This window comes from Actinocorallia populi (assembly GCF_002995495.1).
GTDB classification, from domain to species: Bacteria; Actinomycetota; Actinomycetes; order Streptosporangiales; family Streptosporangiaceae; genus Actinocorallia; species Actinocorallia populi.
Genome location: NZ_PVZV01000004.1, coordinates 259787 through 275267, shown reverse-complemented (window position 1 = coordinate 275267; position 15481 = coordinate 259787). Strand labels below are relative to the sequence as shown.

Annotated in this window: 14 protein-coding genes; 5 read left to right on the top strand and 9 right to left on the bottom strand. The window is 72.2% G+C overall.

The window, feature by feature from the left end:
* Positions 1-7: 7 nt before the first annotated feature.
* The 4 genes from cydC to C2865_RS17970 are packed head-to-tail and all read right to left on the bottom strand — an operon-like array spanning position 8 to position 5652.
* The gene (gene cydC / locus C2865_RS17985; protein ID WP_157963785.1) at positions 8-1639 is read right to left on the bottom strand and encodes a thiol reductant ABC exporter subunit CydC; all 1632 of its coding nucleotides are present in this window, start codon (positions 1637-1639) and stop codon (positions 8-10) included.
* Positions 1636-3243, bottom strand: a complete 1608-nt coding sequence (gene cydD, locus C2865_RS17980) for a thiol reductant ABC exporter subunit CydD (RefSeq protein WP_157963784.1) — start codon at positions 3241-3243, stop codon at positions 1636-1638. The genes cydC and cydD overlap by 4 nt, the downstream gene beginning before the upstream one ends.
* Positions 3240-4241 carry a cytochrome d ubiquinol oxidase subunit II gene (gene cydB, locus C2865_RS17975; RefSeq protein ID WP_106399641.1) on the bottom strand — a complete coding sequence of 334 codons (1002 nt, stop codon included), beginning with the start codon at positions 4239-4241 and terminating at the stop codon, positions 3240-3242. The genes cydD and cydB overlap by 4 nt, the downstream gene beginning before the upstream one ends.
* Positions 4242-4254: 13 nt before the next feature.
* Positions 4255-5652, bottom strand: a complete 1398-nt coding sequence (locus C2865_RS17970; protein ID WP_106399640.1) for a cytochrome ubiquinol oxidase subunit I — start codon at positions 5650-5652, stop codon at positions 4255-4257.
* Positions 5653-5797: 145 nt separating this feature from the next.
* Here C2865_RS17970 and aroA point away from each other — a divergent pair, with 145 nt between their 5' ends.
* Entirely contained in the window at positions 5798-7060 is a 1263-nt protein-coding gene (gene aroA / locus C2865_RS17965; RefSeq protein WP_106399639.1) for a 3-phosphoshikimate 1-carboxyvinyltransferase, read from the top strand.
* Between the two features lie 43 nt (positions 7061-7103).
* Entirely contained in the window at positions 7104-8063 is a 960-nt protein-coding gene (gene rsgA / locus C2865_RS17960; RefSeq protein ID WP_198653410.1) for a ribosome small subunit-dependent GTPase A, read from the top strand.
* On the opposite strand, the gene C2865_RS17955 is transcribed toward rsgA, so the two are convergent.
* Together C2865_RS17955 and C2865_RS17950 are read right to left on the bottom strand one after the other, a co-directional pair.
* Positions 8057-8839 (bottom strand): MHYT domain-containing protein, encoded by a 783-nt coding sequence (locus C2865_RS17955; RefSeq protein WP_106399637.1) that lies wholly within the window; start codon positions 8837-8839, stop codon positions 8057-8059. The genes rsgA and C2865_RS17955 overlap by 7 nt on opposite strands.
* Before the next feature lie 69 nt (positions 8840-8908).
* Positions 8909-9721 (bottom strand): hypothetical protein, encoded by an 813-nt coding sequence (locus tag C2865_RS17950; RefSeq protein ID WP_157963783.1) that lies wholly within the window; start codon positions 9719-9721, stop codon positions 8909-8911.
* An 83-nt stretch (positions 9722-9804) separates the two neighbouring features.
* On the opposite strand from C2865_RS17950, the gene hisN reads away from it, so the two are divergent.
* From hisN to C2865_RS17935, 3 genes are all read left to right on the top strand, one after another.
* The gene (gene hisN, locus C2865_RS17945; RefSeq protein ID WP_106399635.1) at positions 9805-10590 is read left to right on the top strand and encodes a histidinol-phosphatase; all 786 of its coding nucleotides are present in this window, start codon (positions 9805-9807) and stop codon (positions 10588-10590) included.
* 114 nt (positions 10591-10704) lie between these two features.
* Complete coding sequence (locus C2865_RS17940; RefSeq protein WP_106399634.1) at positions 10705-10896, top strand: hypothetical protein; 192 nt, start codon at positions 10705-10707, stop codon at positions 10894-10896.
* Positions 10897-11015: 119 nt separating this feature from the next.
* Positions 11016-11783: a VOC family protein gene (locus C2865_RS17935; RefSeq protein WP_106399633.1), complete on the top strand. Its 768-nt coding sequence runs from the start codon at positions 11016-11018 to the stop codon at positions 11781-11783.
* A gap of 33 nt (positions 11784-11816) precedes the next feature.
* Here the strand turns inward: C2865_RS17935 and C2865_RS17930 are convergent, their stop codons facing one another.
* The 3 genes from C2865_RS17930 to C2865_RS17920 are packed head-to-tail and all read right to left on the bottom strand — an operon-like array spanning position 11817 to position 15343.
* Positions 11817-13979 carry a bifunctional polysaccharide deacetylase/glycosyltransferase family 2 protein gene (locus tag C2865_RS17930; RefSeq protein ID WP_106399632.1) on the bottom strand — a complete coding sequence of 721 codons (2163 nt, stop codon included), beginning with the start codon at positions 13977-13979 and terminating at the stop codon, positions 11817-11819.
* Entirely contained in the window at positions 13976-14497 is a 522-nt protein-coding gene (locus C2865_RS39455; protein WP_157963782.1) for a hypothetical protein, read from the bottom strand. Before C2865_RS39455 ends, C2865_RS17930 begins: the two co-directional genes overlap by 4 nt.
* A 60-nt stretch (positions 14498-14557) precedes the next feature.
* Entirely contained in the window at positions 14558-15343 is a 786-nt protein-coding gene (locus C2865_RS17920) for an SDR family oxidoreductase (RefSeq protein WP_106399630.1), read from the bottom strand.
* Between the last annotated feature and the right edge of the window lie 138 nt (positions 15344-15481).

Here is a 15481-nt window from a genome sequence, read left to right as displayed (position 1 = left end):
CCTCAGGTTATGCGGCGGTGACGACATTTTCCGGTGGGTCCCGCGGGACCAGGGTGAGGACCTCGTCCATGAGGCCGAGGACGGGGTCGGCGCCGGGGACGCCGGGGCGGTGGGTGATCAGCAGGACGGTGCGGTCCCCGGCCGCCACGAGCAGGTCGGCCAGGACGCGGTCGGCGGTGCCGGCGTCCAGGTGGGCGTCGGGCTCGTCCAGGATCAGGATCGGGAAGTCGGCGAGGAGGGCGCGGGCCAGGGCGATGCGCTGGCGCTCTCCGCCGGAGACGGACGCGCCGTGTTCGCCCACGCGGCGGTCGAGGGGCAGGTCGGCCAGGCCGGCGCGGCGCAGGACCGCGGCGACCTCCGCGTCGGAGGAGCCGGGGCGGGCCAGGCGGACGTTCTCGGCGACGGTGGTGTCGAAGACGTGGGCGTCCTGGGCGCACAGGCCGACCAGCCCGCGGACCCGGTCGGCGGGCAGGTCCCGCAGTTCCACTCCGCCCAGGGTGACGCTCCCCCGGTACTCCACGAAGCGCAGGAGGGCGGCGGCCAGGGTGGACTTGCCCGAGCCGCTGGCCCCGAAGACTGCGACCTTGCGGCCGGGCGGGAGGTCGAGGTCGAAGCCGCCCAGCGCGTCCCCGGCGGCGTCGGGCCAGCGGACGGCCAGGTCGCGGATGGTGATCGCGGTGCCCGCGAGCCCCTCGTCCCGGGGCGTCTCGGGCTCCCGGACGGGCGGTTCGGCCCGCAGTACCCGGTCGAGCAGCTCGTCTTCGGCACGGGAGCGCAGCAGCTGCTGGGCGCCGGCCGAGAGCGCGGTGACGGCCTCGAACGCGGCGAGCGGGACGAGCACCAGGACGGCCACGAGCAGGACGTCGAGCTCCCCGGCCCGTGCCGCGGGGACGGCCAGGGCCAGCGAGCCGAAGACGGAGGCGCAGCAGGCCAGGGTGGTCAGGGCCGTGGCCAGGCCGAGGGACCAGGCCGAGCGGCCCGCCGCGCGGTTCAGCTCCTCGTCGGCGCGCCTGATCGCGGCGAGCCTGCCGGGCGCCGCGCCGTAGGCGAGCAGTTCGGGCAGCCCGCGCAGGGTCTGGGCGGTCAGCGCCGAGACCTCGTCGCGGGCGCGGGCCTCGCGGACCGCCGCGCGCCGTGCCGCCCGCGCCGCCAGCCAGGGGGCGGCGACGCCGCCGACGAGGAGCCCGGCGAGCAGGACCAGGCCCGCCGGGGGCAGCAGCCACAACTGCAGGGCGACTGCGGCCAGCCCGGCGAGGGCGGCGCCGATCATGGGCAGCCGGCCGCGCAGCCACCGGTCGGCGGTGCCGTCGACGCCGGAGACGATGAGGCCGAGGGTCTCGGACGCGCCGAGCCGTCCGGGGGCGAGGTCGGTGAGCCTCTCGAACACCCGCACGCGGGTCCGTGCCAGCAGCCGCAGCGCGGCGTCGTGGGAGACGAGCCGCTCGGCGTAGCGCAGCGCCGCCCGGCCGAGCCCGAACGCGCGCACCGAGACGATCGCCACCATCAGGTACAGCACCGGCGGCTGCTGGGCCGCGCGGGAGATCAGCCACCCGGAGGAGGCCATCAGGCCGATCCCGCAGACCAGCGTGGCGGCTCCCAGCAGGGCGCCGAGCGCCAGCCTGGTCCCGTTCCCTTTCACGGCGCGGCTCCCGCGGCGGCGAGGCGCCGCCCGCCGGGACACGTCACGACGGTGTCGGCGTGCACGGCGAGGGCGCGGCGGTGGGTGATCAGCAGGGTGGTGCGGTCTCGGGTCACGGGTTCGAGCGCCTCCGCGATCTGCAGTTCGGTGACCGGGTCCAGGTGGGCGGTGGGTTCGTCGAGCAGGACCAGGCGCACGTCCAGGAGCGCGCAGCGCAGGTGCACGCGGGCCAGGGCGATGCGCTGGGCCTGTCCGGCGGACAGGCCCCGGCCCTCCTCGCCGATCGGCGCGTCCAGGGTGGTGTAGCCGAGGACCCCGGTGGCCGCCGCGGCGGCGCGCACCTCCTTCTCGGCGGCTCCGGGGACGGCGATCGCGATGTTCTCGGCGACGGTCCCGGGCATGAGGTAGGGGTTCTGCGGCATCCAGGCGACCTGTTCGCGCCAGGCGGCCCAGTCCGTCTCCGGCACGAGGTCGGCGCCGTCCACGCCGATCCGTCCCGAGACCGGCCGTGCGAAGCCCATCAGGGCCGCGACCAGGCTGGACTTCCCGGCTCCGGACGGCCCGACCAGAGCGGTGGTCGCGCCCGGCTCCAGGGTGAGGGCCACCGGGGCGAGCCCGTCACGGGCGACCAGCGCGTCGAACTCCACCCGGGGCGCTCCGGAGCCCCGGGGCGCCGGAGCGGTGGGGGCGGGGCGCTCGGCCTCGAGCGCCGAGAAGATCTCCTCGGCCGCGGCCAGGCCCTCCTGGGCGGCGTGGAAGTGGGTGCCGACCTGGCGCAGCGGCAGGTAGGCCTCGGGCGCGAGGATCAGGACGAACAGGGCTGCCTCGAAGGCCATGCCGCCGTGCACGAGGCGCAACCCGACCGACACCGCCACGACCGCCACCGACAGGGTCGCGGCGAGCTCCAGGGCCAGGGAGGACAGGAAGGCGATCCGCAGGGACTTCAGCGTCGCCTTGCGGTGCTCGCCCGAGACCCGTTCGATCTCCTTGATCTGGAATCCGGCGCGCCGGAAGACCTTCAGCGTCGTCAGGCCGGACACGACGTCGGCGAAGTGGCCCGCCAGCACCTCCAGCGTGCGCCACTGGCGCCTGGTCCTGGCCTCGGTGTACGTGCCGATCAGCGCGCCGAAGACCGGGATCAGCGGCAGCGTCACGGCGACGATCGCCGCCGTTCCGGGGTCGGTGCGAAACAACACGACCAGGACCGAGACCGGCACGATCACGGCCAGGACCAGCTGGGGCAGGTAGCGCGAGAAGTAGGGGTCCAGCGCGTCCACGCCGCGGGTCACCAGGGTGGCGAGCGAGCCGGAACGCGGGGGCGTCTCGCCGCCGATCACCGATCTCAGGACGGTCTCCCGCAGTTCGGCCTTCACCCCGGCGGAGGCGCGGTGGGCGGCGATCTCCTGCGCCCAGGCGAGCAGCGCGCGCAGCGCGAAGACCCCCACGAGCGCCAGCGGGACGCTCAGCGTGGCGACCGCGTGGGCCAGCAGCCAGGACTGGGCGATCACGCAGGCCGCGCCGAGGGCGCCGAGCAGGACGCAGACGGCCAGGTAGGGGCCCGTGGAGCGGGCGTGCCGGGCCAGTCTCGGGTCGAAGGGCCTCACGGTGCCGCCGGGATGTGCTCGACGCCGATGCGCTTGCGGAAGACCCAGTACGTCCAGCTCTGGTAGAGCAGGATCAGCGGCAGGAAGATCACCGCGACCCAGGTCATGATGCCCAGGGTCTTGGGCGTGGCCGCCGCGTTCTGCACGGTCAGGCTGTTCTCCGGCGCGATCGTGGACGGCATGACGTCCGGGTGCAGGCCGATGAAGAGCGTCGCGACGGCCGCGATGATCGTCAGCCCGGACAGGGTGAACGCCCAGCCCTCGCGGCCGCGGAACGACACGGCGATCGCCCCGACGAGGAAGAGGGCGGCCAGCACGGACGTGGCGAGCGTCCAGCCCGTGCCCCGCTCGGTGTAGGTCCAGGTCAGGAAGGCCACCGCGAGGACCGCCGCGAGGGCGCCGAGCCGGATCGACAGCCTGTTGGCGCGCGTCCGGATCTCGCCGGTGGTCTTCAGCGCCAGGAACACCGCGCCGTGGAAGGTGAAGAGCGACAGCGTCACCAGGCCCGCGAGCAGCGCGTACGGGTTGAGCAGGTCGAAGACGGTGCCCACGTAGTGGTGGCCCTCGTCGAGCTTCACGCCCTGGACGATGTTGCCGAACGCCACGCCCCACAGGAACGCCGGGATGAGCGATCCCCAGAAGATGCAGTGGTCCCAGTTGCGCCGCCAGCGGTCCGTCTCGCCCTTGCCGCGGTAGTCGAACGCCACGGCCCGCAGGATCAGCGCGAGCAGGATGACCAGCAGCGGCAGGTAGAAGCCGCTGAACAGGGTGGCGTACCACTCGGGGAACGCCGCGAAGGTGGCGCCGCCCGCGGTGAGCAGCCACACCTCGTTGCCGTCCCAGACGGGCCCGATCGTGTTGATCGTCACCCGCCGCTCGGTCTCGTTCCGGGCCAGGAGGCGGGAGAGGATGCCGACGCCGAAGTCGAAGCCCTCCAGGAAGAAGTAGCCGGTCCAGAGGACCGCGATGGCGACGAACCAGAGGTCGTAGAGGTGCATCGGAGCCGTCCCGTCAGTACGCGAAGGTGAGCTGGGGTTCGTCCGCGGGCTCCTCGTCCGAGGGCTCCGGGTCCTCGGGCGGGTCCTTCTTGGCGAACTTGAGCATCAGGCCGAGTTCGACGACCGCGAGGATCCCGTACAGGGCGGTGAAGACCAGCAGCGACGTCAGGACGGTGCCGCCGGGCACCTCGGGGGAGACGCCCGCCTCGGTCTTCAGCAGCCCGAACACCAGCCAGGGCTGGCGGCCCATCTCGGTGAAGATCCAGCCTGCGGAGTTGGCGACGAAGGGCAGCACCGCCGACCAGATGGCGAGCTTCCAGATCCACGGCCTGTCGGGCAGCCTGCCCCTGCGGGTCAGCCAGAGGCCGAGGACCGAGATCAGCGCCATCGCCGCGCCGGCGCCGACCATGATCCGGAATCCCCAGTAGGTGATCGGGATGTAGGGGCGGTAGTCGCCGGGTCCGTACTTCTCCTCGTACTCGGCCTGGAGGTCGTTGATGCCCTGGACCTCCCCGTCGAGGGTGCCGGTGCCCAGGAAGGACAGCACGTAGGGCACCTCGAAGGAGAAGACCGGCTCCCGGCCGTCGAGGGTGCCGATGGTGAACAGGGAGAACGAGGCGGGCGCGGAGGTCTCGTACAGCGCCTCGGCCGCCGCCATCTTCATCGGCTGGGTCTCGGTCATGACCTTGCCGAGCATGTCGCCGGAGACGAAGAAGCCGACCGCGCCGATGAGCGTGGTGACCAGGCCGAGCCGCAGCGAGGCGGCCATGACGTCCTTGTTGCGGCGGCGCGACAGGTGCCAGGCCGAGACCGCGACCATGAGCAGGCCTCCGGTGACCCAGCAGCCGAAGATCGTGTGCGGGAACGTCCACTTGAGCACGTCGTTGGTGAGGACGGCGGTGAAGCTCTCCAGCTCGGCGCGGCCGGCCTCGGCGTTGTAGGTGTAGCCGACCGGGTTCTGCATCCAGGAGTTGGCGGCCAGGATGAAGTAGGCCGAGAGCATGGTGCCGATCGCCACGAGCCAGATGCTCAGCAGGTGCAGCCGCCTGGGGATCCGGTCCCAGCCGAAGATCCACAGGCCGAGGAAGGTGGACTCCAGGAAGAAGGCCAGCAGCGCCTCGATCGCCAGCGGAGCGCCGAAGACGTCGCCCACGAAGCGCGAATAGTCGCTCCAGTTCATGCCGAACTGGAATTCCTGCACGATTCCCGTGACAAGGCCGAGCGCGAAGTTAATGGTGAAGAGTTTTCCCCAGAACTTCGCGGCCTTTTTGTAGCGCTCCTTCCCCGTGCGGTGCCAGGCCGTCTGCAGCACCGCTACCAGCAGGGAGAGCCCGATGGTGACCGGGACGAACAGGAAATGATAAACCGTCGTCACGCCGAACTGCAGGCGCGCGAGCAACAGCTCGTCCACTCATCCTCCTCAGGAGGGGACAAAAGTTGTTCGACCAGCTTTCGCTCGAACAGTAACCCCCGTTTCGCGGACCCTCGCACCACCCCCTGTAACGGCCCTCACACCGCGGGAGAGGGGCCTGCGGCCCGCCCGATAGGCTGGTCCCATGACGAGGTGGAACGCCCCCGTGGCGTCGGGGCCGCTCAAGGCCGTGGTGGAGCTGCCCGGCTCCAAGTCGATGACCAACCGCGCGCTGGTCCTCGCCGCGCAGGCCGAGGAGCCGAGCGTGCTGCGGGGCGCGCTGCGCAGCCGCGACACCCTGCTCATGGCCGCCGCGCTGCGGTCTCTGGGCGTCGGGGTGGACGACGAAGGCACCGACTGGCGGGTGACCCCCGCCCCGCCCGCCGCCCCCGCCTCGGTCGACTGCGGCCTGTCGGGCAACGTCATGCGCTTCGTGCCGCCGCTGGCCGCCCGCGCCGCCGGGCCGGTCTCCTTCGACGGCGACCCGCACGCCCGCGTCCGGCCGATGGGGCCGCTGCTGGAGGCGCTGCGCGCCCTCGGCGTCGCCGTCGAGGACGCCGGGCGCGGGCTGCTGCCCTTCACGCTCGCCGGCACCGGCGCGGTCGAGGGCGGCCGCGTGACGATCGACGCGTCCGGCTCCTCCCAGCTGGTGTCGGGCCTGCTGCTGAACGCTCCGAGCTACGTCCGGGGCATCGAGGTCCGGCACGAGGGCCCGCCCGTGCCGTCCGCCCCGCACCTGGAGATGACGGTGCGGATGCTGCGCGAGGCCGGCGCGGAGGTCGAGACCGGGCACGACGTCTGGCGTGTCGCTCCGGGCCCGCTGCGCGGCGGCGAGTACGTGATCGAGCCGGACCTGTCGAACGCCGCGCAGTTCCTGGCCGCCGCCGTGGTCACCGGGGGTTCGGTGACGGTGCGCGGCTGGCCCTCGGCCACGACCCAGCCCGGCGACCGGCTGCGCGAGCTGCTGCCCCGCATGGGCGGCGAGGCCGTCCTGTCCGGCGGCGACCTGACCGTGCGCGGCACCGGCCGCATCCGCGGCATCGACGCCGACCTGTCCGACGCCCCCGAGGTGGCGCAGGTGCTGGCGATGGTGGCGGCGCTGGCCGACGGCCCGTCCCGGTTCACCGGCATCGCCCACATCCGCGGGCACGAGACCGACCGCCTCGCCGCGCTGGTCGCCGAGATCACCCGGCTCGGCGGCGACGCCGAGGAGCTGCCCGACGGGCTGGTGATCCGCCCACGGCCGCTGCACGGCGGGGTCTTCCGCACCTACGACGACCACCGGATGGTGATGGCCGCCGCCACCCTGGGGCTGGCCGTGCCCGGCATCGAGGTGGAAAACCCCGGCACGGTGGGCAAGACCCTCCCGGAGTTCCTCGACCTCTGGACGAACATGCTGGAGCAGTGACATAGCACGCGACTGGAAACACCTCGATGAGGACGACGTCCGGGTGCGGCCGGGACGCGGCTCCCGGCCGCGCACCCGCCAGCGGCCCGCGCACGAGGACGCCGTCAACGCGCTGGTCGTCGCCGTCGACCGCGGCCGCTACCGCTGCCTGGTGCGCCAGAGCCGCCGCAGGCAGGTGGCGGTCACCGCCATGCGCGCCCGCGAGCTGGGCCGCAAGGGCGTGGTGGTCGGCGACACCGTGGCGCTGGTCGGCGACGTCTCCGGACGGCCCGACGCGCTCGCCCGGGTGGTCAGGGTCGAGCCCCGCACGTCCATCCTTCGCCGCACCGCCGACGACACCGACGACGTGGAGCGCGTCATCGTCGCCAACGCCGGGCGGCTGGTGGTGGTCACCGCGCTGGCCGACCCGGAGCCGCGGGTCGGGATGATCGACCGCTGCCTGGTCGCCGCCCGCGACGCCGGCATGGACGCGCTGCTCTGCCTGACCAAGGCCGACCTGGCGGATCCGGCCAAGCTGCTGGAGATCTACGAGCCGATCGGCGTCCCGTACACCGTGACCCGGCGCGGCGAGGACCCGGACGCGCTGCGCGCGCTGCTGAAGGACCGGATGAGCGTCCTGGTCGGCCACTCGGGGGTCGGCAAGTCCACCCTGGTCAACGCGCTGGTCCCGCGGGCCGACCGCGCCGTCGGGCACGTCAACGCGGTCACCGGCCGCGGCCGGCACACCTCCTCCTCGGCGCTCGCCCTGGAGCTGCCCGACGGCGGCTGGATCATCGACACCCCGGGGGTGCGCAGCTTCGGTCTCGCCCACATCCCGCCGCAGGAGCTGGTCCTGGGCTTCCCCGAGCTGGCCGAGGGCGCCGCAGGCTGCCCGCCCCTGTGCTCCCATCTGGAGGAGGGCTGCGCCCTGGACGCCTGGGTCGCCGGAGGCCACGCCTCACCGCTGCGCCTGGAGTCCCTCCGCCGGCTCCTGACCAGCCGCGACGAGACGGCCGATCAGTAGCCGGTGCCCAGCTCGCGTTCGAGTCCCGCCACGAACTCGGCCTCCTTGCGGCGCTCCTTCGGGCTGGCCGAACCGCCGACGAAGGCGCACAGGACCGCCGTGACCACGCTGACGACGCCGGTCAGCGGCACCAGCAGGTGGACCGGGTCGGCGCCCTCCACCGGGCCCGGCACCGCCGAGTGGACGTTCAGCGCGAACATCCCGGTGTAGTGCATGCCGCTGACCGCCACGCCCATCACCAGGGCGGCCCCCAGCGTGGACAGCCAGCCCCTGACCCGGGTGCCGAAGAACAGGGAGGCGGTCGCGGCCACGACGGCGATCACCACGGACGCCACGACGAGCACCGGATCGTAGGAGGTCTCGGCTCCCACGTTCATCGCCGCCATGCCGGTGTAGTGCATGGCGACCACGCCCGTCCCGGCCAGGAGCCCGCCGAGCGGCACGGGCATGCCGAAGCCGACGAGGAAGAGCCCCGCTCCCACGAAGACCACCGCCAGCACCGCGCTGAACAGGGTGAGCGGCACCTCGTAGGCGAGGGACGTGCCGGAGACGCTGAAGCCGAGCATCCCGACGAAGTGCATGACCCAGATCGCCGTGCCGCCCAGGGCCACGGATCCGCCGGTCAGCCACCAGATCCGCTCCTTGTGCTCCGTCGCGGCCAGCGCCCGGGTGGTGAAGTGCAGCCCCAGCAGGGAGCCCAGCACCGACAACCCGTAGGCCAGCACCGGGGTGAGCGGACCGTAGGTGAAGTGGTGCACCTCGAAGTCGGGGGACATGAAAGATCCTCTTGTTCGGAAACCTCACCATGGTCCCGTATTGACCGATTTTCCGGTAGAGGGTGTTATCTAACTCTTGCCGAGCAGCTCCAGCGCCCGCTCCTCCGCCTCGTCCAGCACTCTGGCGTGCTCGGGCGCCAGCTCCGCCACGCACTCGGCGATCGCCTGGGTGACCTCGCTGAACGCGCTCTCCTCCACCCCGCGCAGCGCGGCCCGCACCGCCCGGGACCGGGCCCCGATCACCGACCACTCCAGCTCCAGCCGCGCCAGTGTCTCCTCGCAGACCCCGGCCAGCTCCCCCGCCTCCAGCGCCGGCCCCTCGGGGACCGGGCCCCGGCCCGCCCTGCGCACCCGGCTCGCCAGCCGGAAGGCGCGCTCGGCCAGGACCAGCCCCTCCTGGACGGCGGGCAGCACCTGCTGCACCATCGCGCCCGCCGCCTCCGACAACTCCCCCGCCCGGTCCAGCAGGGTCCCGGCCGCGCTCTGCACCGCGCCCGCCGTGCGCGCGCCGACCCGCTCGCCGAACAACCGCCGCTGGCGCTCCAGCACCGGCAGCAGCTCGGCGGCCAGCCGCTCGCGCAGCAGGGGACGGCCCGCCGCGTGCTCGAGGATGCGGGCGAGGCGGTCCCCGACCGTGTCCTCGATCTCGGTTTCGACCTCGGTGAACGCCTGGGCGGCGCGGGCGTTCAGCTCCTCGATCAGGCCGTGCAGCGCCTCGGCCTGGAACGGCGCGTTCAGCAGCGCGAGCTGCTCGCGCAGGCGCTTGGACACGTCGATGGCCTGCTCGGCGAGCGGGACGAGCCGGTCGGCCAGCTCCTCCATCGTCTCGGCACGGCGCGGGTCGGTCAGCTCCGCCACCCAGTCCGGCAAGAGGTAGGGCATCTCCTCATGCTCCCACTCCGCCGCCCGCGCCGGAGGCTCCACGCCGGTGACGGGACCGGCCGGATACAGTAGATTTCCACGTCGTGGCCGATGGATACTCTGATGATCTCCGTCTCGCCCACGTCCTGGCGGACGCGGCCGACGACCTGACCACCCGGCGGTTCCGTGCACTGGACCTGCGGGTGGAGACCAAACCCGACCTCACCCCGGTGAGCGACGCCGACCGCGCCGTGGAGGAGCACATCCGCGGCGCCCTGGAGCGGGCGCGGCCCCGCGACGCGGTGGTCGGCGAGGAGTACGGCAGGAGCGGGGACGGGCGGCGCTGCTGGGTGGTCGACCCGATCGACGCCACCAAGAACTTCGTCCGGGGCGTGCCCGCCTGGGCCACCCTGATCGCGCTGATGGAGGACGACCGGGTCGTGGTCGGCCTGGTCTCCGCGCCCGCCCTGGGCAAACGCTGGTGGGCGGCGCGCGACGGCGGCGCCTGGACCGGGAGCAGCCTGGCCCGGGCCCAGCGCATGCGGGTCTCCCGGGTCTCCGGGCTGGCCGACGCCTCCTTCTCCTACTCCAGCCTCAGCGGCTGGGAGGAGGGCGGCCGCCTCGAGCCCTTCCTCGACCTCACCCGTGCCTGCTGGCGCACCCGGGCGTTCGGCGACTTCTGGTCGCACATGATGGTCGCCGAGGGCCTGGTGGACATCTCGGCCGAACCCGAGGTCAGCCTGTGGGACCTGGCGGCCCTGCAGGTGATCGTCGAGGAGGCCGGCGGGCGCTTCACCTCCCTGTCGGGGGAGGCCACGCCCGAGGGCGGCAGCGTCGTGTGCACCAACGGGCTCCTGCACGACGAGGTGCTGCGCCTGCTCGCCCCCTGATCCGCGGCGGAGGCGCACGCCCGGCGGCGCACGGCGGCTCGCGCCGGACGAACGGCCGGGAACCGGCGGCGCGGCGTGCACGTTGCTCAGGCAGCGTCGAGGAAAGGTGGACCCATGTCCCCGCGCACCAAGATCGTACTCGCCGGTGGGGCCGCGGCCGTGGTCCTGTGGCTGATCCTGCCGAACCTGCTCGCCACCCTGGTCATCCTGGGGCTGATCGCCGTCCCGGTCGCCGCCTACCTCCTGCTCGACCCGTCCCAGCGGAGCCGGGTGCGGGCCCAGGGCAGGAAACGCCTGGGCCCCTGAGTCCGGGCCCCGGCGGGGGCGCCGGGTGACCGGCCCGGCGAACTGACACTTCCGGTAAAACCGGTAAAGCTTGCCACAAACCCCGATTCGTCGGGACGGCCTCCGGTGAGGATGGAGGCATGTCCGAACGACGAAGCTACCCGCCGGGCGTGCCCTGCTGGGTCGACCTGTCCGCCCCGGACACCCAGGGCGCCGCCGGGTTCTACGGCGCGCTGTTCGGCTGGCGCGCCGGTTTCGAGGCCGAACCCGAGGCGCACGGGTACGGGCTGTTCCACCTGCGCGGCAAGAAGGTCGCCGGGATCGGCCCGGTGTTCCACGAGGACCTTCCAGCGGGCTGGCACAGCTACGTCGCGGTCGCCGACCTCGGCGAGGCGCTCCAGAAGGCGGCCTCGGCCGGCGGGCGCGTCGCGCTCCCGCAGACCCAGGTCATGCACGCCGGGCGGATGGCGGGGCTGCGCGACAGGGAGAACGCCTTCCTCCCGCTGTGGCAGGCCGAGCAGCACCAGGGATGCGAGCTGGTCAACGAGCCTGGCGCGTTCACCTGGAGCGAACTGCTCACCCGCGACCCCGCCGCGGCGCACGAGTTCTACTCCGCGGTGTTCGGCTGGACCCCCGGAGGCGACGCCTACTACACCCGCTGGCAGGTCGACGAGAAGGCCGTCGGGGGCATGCTGCCCATGCCCGTCGACGTTCCCGCCGAGGTCCCGCCGCACTGGGTGGTCTACTTCGCCGTGGACGACGTCGAGCAGGCCGTCGCCAAGGTCAAGGAGCTCGGCGGCGGCCAGATGAGCCCGTTCATCGACAGCCCGGCCGGCCGCCTCTCCGTGGTCCACGATCCCTGGCACGCCGAGTTCGCGGTGATCTCCGGGGTGCAGGAGCACCACTGAACCCCGGCCGGCGACCTCGGCGGTGCCGGACGGCTACGCGTGCGTGGTCGTCTTGTCCTCTCGTTTCGCGTCGTCCCGCCGCTCCGCGGCCATATGCCTGCCGACCGCCGAGTCGGGGTCGGCGAAGGTGCCGGTACGGCGGATGGTCTGCCAGGCCAGGCGGTTGCCCATGACCGCGGTGACCAGCGACTGGATGACCACGAGGTACATCAGCTGCCGGTAGACGAACTGCTGCAGCGGCAGCGCCCACAGCGGGTGCACGCGCTCGCGGTCCAGGTGCAGGGCGTAGGCGCCGGCCACCGCCTGGAGCAGCACGAACACCAGCCAGGTCACCAGCGACTTGACCGGGTCGCCGAACAGCACGCCGTAGAGGGTGTAGATGTCCACGGCGGGCGCGATCAGCGGCAGGAGCACCTGGAAGCCCACCAGGTAGCTCAGGCAGCGCCGGCCGAACGACTCGCGCAGCGAGGAGCGGTGCTTCCACATCGCCTGGATGGTGCCGTAGCACCAGCGGTACCGCTGCCGCCACAACTGCTGGAGCGAGGACGGCGCCTCGGTCCAGGCGATGGCGGTCTCCTCGTAGACCACGTGCCAGCCGGACCGGCTGATGGACATGGTGAGGTCGGTGTCCTCGGCGAGGGTGTCGTCGCTGAGCCCGCCGACGGCGTCCAGGACCTCCTTGCGGAACGCGCCGATCGCGCCGGGGATGGTCGGCATGCACTGCATCAGGTCGAACATGCGCCGGTCGAGGTTGAACCCGATCACGTACTCGATGTGCTGCCAGCGGCCCCAGATGCCGTCCCGGTTGGCGACCTTGGCGTTGCCGCTGATCGCGCCGACCTTGGGGTCGGTGAACGGCTGCACGAGCTTGCGCAGGGTGTCGCGCTGGAAGACGGTGTCGCCGTCCATCATGACGATGACGTCGCCCCGCGCCGCGGCGATGCCGGCGTTGAGCGCCGACGGCTTGCCGCCGTTCTCCTTGTCGATCAGCCGCAGGCCCGGCCCCGTCATCTCCCCCACGATCTCGGACGTGCGGTCGTCGGAGCCGTCGTTCACCACGATGATCTCGAGCTCGCCCGGATAGTCGTTGTCCTGGAGCGAGCGGAGGGTGGCGGCGATGCCCACCTCCTCGTTGTAGGCCGGGACGATGACCGTCAGCGAGGGGCTGATCTCCGGGAGGTCGTCCTTCTTGCGCTCCCTGACGCGGCGCACGTGCACGTGCGCGAAGCCGATGAGGACCACCAGCCGCAGCACGCACGCCACGCCGGCGACGCCGAACAGCACGGCCAGCGCGTTGACCAGCCAGCCCGCGAAGTTCTGGGTGAAGACCAGCGTCTTGCCGATCATCTGGTCCTGGTCGGAGGCCGCGACCTCGGACCTGGGCAGCTTCAGCGCCTCGGCGAGCGTGGTGAACTGGTAGCCCTTCGGCTGCAGCGTGGTGATGATCTTGTCGACGGCCTTGACCACGTCCGCGCGGTCGCCGCCCGCGTCGTGCAGCATGATGATCGCGCCGCGGCCGCCCTTGGCGGAGTCGACGGCCGAGGCGACCATCGTGTCGACGCCGGGGTGCTGCCAGTCCTTGGTGTCGCCGTCGGTGAAGACGACCAGGTAGCCGGAGTCGCCCACGACCTGGGCGGCCTTCCACTGCGCGCCGGTCGTGCCCAGCGGGCTGCCGGAGTAGGGCAGGCGCATCAGCGTGGTCTTGACGCCCGCGGCCCCGGCCAGCGCGCGCTGGGTGAGGTTCAGCTCCAGCTTGATCCGCCACTCGGGCGCGTCGGCCAGGTCGGCGTGCGTGTAGGTGTGGTTGCCGATCTCATGGCCCTCGGCCAGCACCCGCTGCACCAGTTCCGGGTGCTTGGCGACGTTGCCGCCGACCATGAAGAAACTGCCTCGCGCGTTGTGCTTCTTCAGGACGTCCAGGATCTGCGGCGTCCACCGCGGGTCCGGCCCGTCGTCGAAGGTGAGGGCGATGGTCTTGCGCGGCATGTGGACGGAGCGGAGGTCGCCGTCCTGGGTGTTGACCACCGGCCCGCCCTGGGTCACCTCGGGTGGGGCCTGGCCGGACTCGTCCACCGGCTTGCGCGGCACCTCGCCGACCGCCCCGCTGACGTAACCGTTCATCAGCAGGATGCAGCTCAGCAGGAAGCACCCGAAGGCGAGCAGGAACCAGTGCGCGCGGGGATCGCGTTGTTTCATTCCTCGGCGGTCTTCTTCTCCTGGACCGGCGGTTCGGCGGGCGGAACGCCCGGATCGGTCTCGCCGGGCGGCTGGGGCGTCGCCGTGGGGGTGGCGCTCGGAGACGGCGACGCTGTCTCAGTCGGGGTGGACGGGGTGGGTTTGGGGCTCTTGGTGATGACGGTCGGCCGGGAGGTGGCCGTCTTCGTCGGACGCGGAGCCTGGGTCTGGGTCGGGGTCTCCGTCGGAGTGACGCTAGCCGAAGGGGACACCACCGGGGGGACATAGACGGGAACGGATGGTTGCGGCACGGCGGAGGGCACCACGGTCTTGCGCCGGAGCTTCGCGTTCTCGGCCGACCGCGTCTTCTTTTCGGGCACCACCCATGTAGTGAGCGGTACCTCTGTCCCCGTCCCCAAACTCACCCCGAGTGCGATTGCATATCCCGCGATGACGACCCCCGAGATAACCCCCGCGACCTGGAAGAGCTTGCGGCGTTTGCCGGTGCCGTCTACAAAAACCGGCTGCTCGTCAGTCACGCGGGAGAGTTTAGGCTGCTCACGTCGCAAATGCGACGCGAGCCGCCGAAACGTGATACTTCACGAGCGGATGCGCTCATCGTAGGACTTACGTGCACCGTGGTCGAACTCGAGAAAGATGGTGTCGAGTCCCAAACGCCTGCTGAGCAGGTCTTTCACCCGTTGCGGAACGAGCGGCATCGACCTGATCTGCGGCCCCAGCGCGGCCGGGACGACGACCTGCGGACGCGGCCTGGCCAGGAGGGAGACGACCGCGGCGGCGATGTCCTCCGGCTCGCAGTTCTTCTGCCCCCGGGGGCTCCGGGTGCCGGCCACCAGCTCGGTGTTGGTGAAGGAGGGCAGGACGGCGCTGACGTGCACACCGTGCCGCCTCACCTCCAGCCGGACGGCCTCGGTGAAGGCGACCACGGCCGCCTTGCTCCCGTTGTAGAGGGCCAGGCCCGGGGTGGGCAGCACGCCCGCCACCGAGGCGACGTTGACGACATGTCCCCTGCCCGCGGGAATGAACTTCTCGAGCGCGAGTTTGGTACCGGTCATCACACCGTGGACGTTGATGTCGAAGCAGCGCCGGGCGTCGGCCTCCGTCTCCTCCAGAACCGGCCCGATGGGCATGATCCCCGCATTGTTGATGAGCACGTCGTAATCGCCGGATCCGGCCAGGAAATCCCGGAAGGAAGCGCGGTCGGTGACGTCCAGCCCCAACCCCGTCACGCCGAGCTCCCCGGCGGCGGACCGCACCGCTTCCTCGTCGATGTCACCGATGACGACGGCCGCGCCCTTGGCCTTCAGCGCCTTGGCGGTGGCGAGGCCGATGCCGCGGGCTGCTCCGGTGATGGCGACTCTCACTTGACACGCTCCAGGGTGACGGGAAGCCCGCCCTCGCGGACGGGCGGAGTGGTCATGTCCGGCACATGCCCCTCCCGGAGGGTAAGTCAATACTTACAGCGGTGCCCGGTCAAGGGGCGGCGGCAAGAAAAATGACCG

Excerpts from the sequence above, each read along its gene's own strand:
- cydB (WP_106399641.1), bottom strand. The coding sequence starts at position 4,241 with ATGCACCTCTACGACCTCTGGTTCGTCGCCATCGCGGTCCTCTGGACC.
- aroA (WP_106399639.1), top strand. The coding sequence starts at position 5,798 with ATGACGAGGTGGAACGCCCCCGTGGCGTCGGGGCCGCTCAAGGCCGTG.
- C2865_RS17955 (WP_106399637.1), bottom strand. The coding sequence starts at position 8,839 with ATGTCCCCCGACTTCGAGGTGCACCACTTCACCTACGGTCCGCTCACC.
- C2865_RS17950 (WP_157963783.1), bottom strand. The coding sequence starts at position 9,721 with ATGCCCTACCTCTTGCCGGACTGGGTGGCGGAGCTGACCGACCCGCGC.
- C2865_RS17940 (WP_106399634.1), top strand. The coding sequence starts at position 10,705 with ATGTCCCCGCGCACCAAGATCGTACTCGCCGGTGGGGCCGCGGCCGTG.
- C2865_RS17935 (WP_106399633.1), top strand. The coding sequence starts at position 11,016 with ATGTCCGAACGACGAAGCTACCCGCCGGGCGTGCCCTGCTGGGTCGAC.
- C2865_RS17930 (WP_106399632.1), bottom strand. The coding sequence starts at position 13,979 with ATGAAACAACGCGATCCCCGCGCGCACTGGTTCCTGCTCGCCTTCGGG.